This is a genomic window from Azorhizobium doebereinerae UFLA1-100, from assembly GCF_000473085.1.
Lineage (GTDB): Bacteria > Pseudomonadota > Alphaproteobacteria > Rhizobiales > Xanthobacteraceae > Azorhizobium > Azorhizobium doebereinerae.
Genome location: NZ_AXBA01000074.1, coordinates 1 through 4,953 on the forward strand (window position 1 = coordinate 1; position 4,953 = coordinate 4,953).

The following is a 4,953-nucleotide window of genomic DNA, read 5'->3' on the forward strand; positions in this document are numbered from 1 at the left end:
CGGCCCAGTGCTCGGCGCCGCGGTCGGAGCCGGCGAAGAGCGCATTCTTCCGGGTGAGGGCCGGGGGGCGGATGGAGCGCTCCACGATATTGTTGTCCAGCTCGACGCGGCCGTCGTCGAGGAAGAGGGGCAGCCCCTCCCAGCGCGAGAGCGCGTAGCGGATCGCCTCCGNGAGCTTGGTCTTCTGGCTGATCAGCGCCAGCTTCGCCCGCAACCATGGCTCGAGAGCCTCGATGATCGGCCTGCTCTTTTCCTGGCGCGTGGCCTGACGCTCATCCGGGCGCCGCCCCCGGATCGCAGCCTCGACGTGATAGAGCTCGGCGATGCGCTGCAGGGCCTCGCCGGCGATGGGCGCGGGGCCTGACTGTGCGAGCTCGTAGAAGCGGCGCCGTGCATGCGCCCAGCAGAACGCCAGGTTTGTCAATCGGCAAGGAAACCTGACCCCTTATCGGCGCCGAATGTTGACCCCGGCCTGGGGCATTGATTTGGCGCAGCGGCAGTGGGGTCAATGGTGGCGGAGGTCAGGCGCGGTTCTTGAAGCGCCAGCTCTCGTTTCCGGTCTCGACGATATCGCAGTGGTGGGTGAGGCTCTCGAGGAGCGCGGTGGTCATTTTGGGGTCGTTGAAGACGCTCGGCCACTCGCCGAAGGCGAGGTTGGTGGTGACGATGACCGAGGTCTGTTCGTAGAGCCGGCTGACGAGGTGGAACAGGAGCTGGCCGCCGGACTGGGCGAAGGGTAGGTAGCCGAGTTCGTCGAGGACGATGAAGTCCTTGCGAGAGAGATAATCGGCCATGCGACCCTGGCGGCCGGATCGGGCCTCGGCCTCCAGCTTGTTGACGAGGTCGACGACGTTAAAGAAGCGGCCTCTGGCGCCGCCTCGGATGGCGGACCGCGCGATGGCGATGGCCAGATGGGTCTTGCCGGTTCCGGTGCCGCCGATCAGCACGACGTTGCGCTGGTGGGCGAGGAAGTTGCCGCCGGCGAGGTCGCGCACCAGGGTCTCGTTGATGGGGGTGTCGTCGAACACGAAGTCGTCGATGTCCTTGGCCAGGGGCAGCTTGGCGATGGTGATCTGGTACTTGATGGAGCGGGCCTGCTTCTCGGAGATCTCCGCCGACAAAAGGTCGCCGACGATGCGTTGCGGCTCGTGCTGGCGCTTGACGGCGGTGGCGATGATCTCGTCGTAGGCGGCCTTCATGCCATAGAGCTTGAGCTCGCCCATGGTCTCAAGGATCTGGGAACGCTCCATCACGGGGATCTCCTCAACAGGTCGTATCGTGAGCAGTCGGCGTTCGGGGCGTGGCGGAGGCGCAAGGCGTCGGGCGTGACGATGGTGAGGGGGGCCGCGGGCTCTCGGCGCCGGGCGAGGATGTTGAGGATCACGTCGGCCGAGTGGATGCTCTGGCCGAGAGCTTCGGCGCACGCTGCATCGACCGCGGGCAACCCGTCGCTCAGCACGCTGGTGAGGATGTCCACCATCTGCCGGTCGCTGTCGGTGGCACCGGCGAGCTTGCGCCGGACGCGATCGAGGCTCGTGGGCAGGACCCAGTCCTTAAACGGAGCGCCGTTCCTGAGGGCGCCGGGCTTGCGCGCCAGGACCGGCACATAGTGCCAGGGATCGAAGATGGTCTGGTCCCGGCCGAAGCAGCGCGGGTGGGAGCCAACCGGCCGCCCATCCTGGCGCAGCTCGATCCGCTCCGCATAGGCCCGGACCTCGACCGGGCGCCCCACGGCGCTGGCACAGACCGAGTAGCGGTTGTTATCGAAGCGAACCAGGCAGGTCTTCGATACGGAGGCCGGGACGGCGTGGAAGCCGTCGAACCGCCCGGCATAGGGCACCAGGGCAGGACGCTCGGCCTCGAACGCATGCCAGATGGTCTCCTCCCGCCGCTCGGGGTGCGGGTGGCCCTTGGCGTAGGCGATGCACTGATCCAGCAGCCAGGCGTTCAACTCGTCGTAGCTCTTCACCCGCAGGCGCGGCGTGAAGAAACGTTCCCGCGCCAACCCGACCTGGTTCTCCACCTGGCCCTTCTCCCAGCCGGATGCCGGGGTGCAAGCGACTGGCTCCACCAGATAATGGCTGCACATCTGCAGGAAGCGGCGATTATAAGCCCGCTCCTTGCCCACGAAGATCGCATCGACCGCGGTCTTCATGTTGTCGTAGATGCCGCGCGTGCAGCAGCCCTTGAAGAAGGCGAAGGCCCGATCGTGGGCGTCGAACACCATCTCCTGTGTCTCGCGCGGATAAGCCCGCACGAACAGCATCCGCGAATGGCACAGCCGCACATGGGCGACGCGCACGACACCGTGGTGCCGTTGATCAGGACGATCTCGTGGCTCCAGTCGAACTGGTAGGCCTCGCCGGGGGCGAAGCTCAGGGGCACGTAGGCCGCAGCCGTCATCGTCGCCTGCGCCCGCCGCCAGCCCTTGGCATAGCGGCGCAGAGCATCGTAGCTGCCCTCATACCCCTGGCGGCGCAGATCCTCGAAGATACGGATCAGCGTCAGCCGCTCCCGCCCCGGCTTCCCTTCGTTGCCGGCGAGCAGCCCATCCAGGGCCTCCCGCCAGGGCCCGATCCGCGGCAGCGGCTGCACCTCCCGTTCGTAGCTGAAGGCCGTCGCTCCGGTGCGCAGAACCTTGCGCACCGTGTTCCGCGAGACGTGCAGCTCCCGCACGATCTGCTTGATCGACTTGCCGCGCACGAAATGCTCGCGCCGGATCCGTGCAATCGTATCCACGCCCTTCATCCCCAGCCCGCCCGTCGCAACCAAACGGCGGACCATGAGCCAAGAGGGGGGGCAATATTACACGCCGATCCCCCTCACAACGGGGTCAATCTTCCATGCCGAAACACATCCTTGATCCGCTGGTTCAGCTCGGCCTGCGTGCCCCGCTTCGACTTGTAGGCATAGAGCGCACGATCAACAGAAAGGGTGGCACAGGCACGCCTGGCCGACACATTCCAGTCGTCGCGCAGCCTGTCCACAAGCGCGCGCTTGCACGCAGGCCTCAGAGCTTTTTTGACAGCACATCCTGCAACATTGCCTTGTCGAGCGACAGGTCGGCCACGATCCGCTTCAGCTTGGCGTTCTCATCCTCGAGCTGGCGCAGACGCCGCATCTCCGAAGGCATCAGACCCGCATATTTCTTGCGCCAGTTGTAGAACGTCGCATCCGATATCCCGGCCCTCCGGCACACCTCCGCCACAGGTGCTCCGTCTTCCGCCTGCTTCAGCACGAACGCGATCTGCGCCTCCGTGAACTTCGACGCCTTCAGGGAACTCTCCTTCATGCAAGGGGGAGCGGAATGCGTCCGCACAACACGTCGACGATGCGGCGGCTTGCGCCGCCGTCGCCATAGGGGGTGATGCGCACCGCCGAAGACGACGGGCTGTCTGCGAGGTCTAGAATGCGGGTGACGCGCGCGATGATGCGGGCGGCGTCGGTGCCCACTAGTTCCACCATTCCCGCCGCGACAGCTTCGGGGCGTTCCGTCACGTCCCGCATCACCAGAACCGGCTTGCCGAGGGAGGAGGCCTCTTCCTGTACACCGCCGGAATCCGTGAGGATAACGGTCGCCCGACGCATGAGAGATACGAAGGGAACATAATCCAGCGGTGGGATCAGGTGCAGATTTGGCTTGCCCGTGAGGCATTCGTGCACCGGCCCGTGGACATTGGGATTCAGGTGGACCGGGTAGACTATTTCGGTGTCCTGCCTTTGTGCGAGAGTGGCCAGCGCCTCGCAGACCTGGGCAAAGCCTTCGCCGAAATTCTCTCGACGGTGCCCCGTCACCAGCACTAGGCGTCGCCTGGGATCGAGGAAAGAGAACTGCCGGTCGAGGGCGCCTTTCAGTTCCGCATCCGCATCAATACGGTCGAGCGTCATCAGGAGCGCGTCGATGACCGTGTTGCCAGTAACGAAAATTCGCCCCGGGGCCCGTTCTTCGCGCAGATGCGTGGCGGACTGCTCGGTGGAGCTGAACAGGTCGCGGGCCATACGATCTACCACCTGACGGTTCATTTCTTCCGGCCAGGGCTGGGTGAGGTCGTAGGTGCGCAGTCCCGCTTCCACATGGCCCACGGGAATGCCCCTATGGAAGGCCGCAAACGTGGCCGCAAGTGCGGTCGTGGTGTCGCCATGAACCAGCACGTAATCAGGGCGGTGCTCGGCCAAGGCCTCATCGAGGCGCGCCAGCACGCGCGACATGAGACCATTGAGGGTCTGATTTGGGACCATCACGTCCAGATCGATGGCCGGCATGATGCCGAAAAAGGAGAGCACCTGATCCAGCATCATGCGATGCTGTCCCGTCACGCAGACTGCTCCCGCCAACTCCGGAGAGGCCTCGATTGCCCGGACAAGCGGCGCCATCTTTATGGCTTCAGGCCGCGTCCCGAATATACTCATCACCTTCATGAGGTACCAGTTGTCATGTGTTGATCGGTCCATGTTGTGAGGCCGGACACGCTCTCACTGCAGGCGATAGCCTAACATAGGATGAAGATATATGAGCGGCTGTTAATTTGCTATAGCAACGGCCTGGTCGGCGCTGCCCACGAAGCCCGTCATCCTCGTGCCCAACGGTACGCTTCCGCGGGAAGCCTATGACGCGGCGTGGCGGGTCGGCGTCATGCTTGCCCGCGGCGGCAAGATGAACCGCCCCGCGTTTTCTAGACGCCCTCGGCATTGGCTTTGTGCTGCCGTTCGAACTCGATGGGCGACAGCATCCCGTTGCGTGCGTGGTTGCGGGTGGGGTTGTAGAACATCTCGATGTAATCGAACACGTCCCGGCGTGCCTCGTTGCGCGTGCGGTAGACCTTGCGGCGGATGCGTTCGCGCTTGAGGAGATTGAAGAAGCTCTCGGCCATGGCGTTGTCGTGGCTGTTGCCACGACGGCTCATCGAGGGCTGCAGATCGTGGTGTTTCAGGAACGAGGCCCACTCCATGCTG

The 4,953-nt window shown here is 64.6% G+C and carries 3 protein-coding genes and 3 pseudogenes; all 6 read right to left on the bottom strand.

From position 1 onward, the window contains the following. Positions 1–415 (bottom strand): annotated as a pseudogene (locus YU1_RS31235) (IS66 family transposase); the annotation flags it as partial. Between the two features lie 106 nt (positions 416–521). Further along, positions 522–1,250, bottom strand: coding sequence for an IS21-like element helper ATPase IstB (gene istB / locus YU1_RS0125280; protein ID WP_029006429.1), 729 nt, complete (start codon positions 1,248–1,250; stop codon positions 522–524). Then, positions 1,250–2,748 (bottom strand): annotated as a pseudogene (istA, locus tag YU1_RS31240) (IS21 family transposase). Before istA ends, istB begins: the two are co-directional and overlap by 1 nt. 104 nt (positions 2,749–2,852) lie before the next feature. Further along, positions 2,853–3,277 (bottom strand): annotated as a pseudogene (locus tag YU1_RS34610) (transposase); the annotation flags it as partial. An 11-nt stretch (positions 3,278–3,288) separates the two neighbouring features. Then, positions 3,289–4,452: a non-hydrolyzing UDP-N-acetylglucosamine 2-epimerase gene (gene wecB, locus YU1_RS0125295; RefSeq protein ID WP_245263454.1), complete on the bottom strand. Its 1,164-nt coding sequence runs from the start codon at positions 4,450–4,452 to the stop codon at positions 3,289–3,291. Between the two features lie 221 nt (positions 4,453–4,673). Further along, on the bottom strand, positions 4,674–4,953 hold a 280-nt coding region (locus tag YU1_RS0125300; protein ID WP_035716705.1), incomplete at its 5' end, for an IS3 family transposase.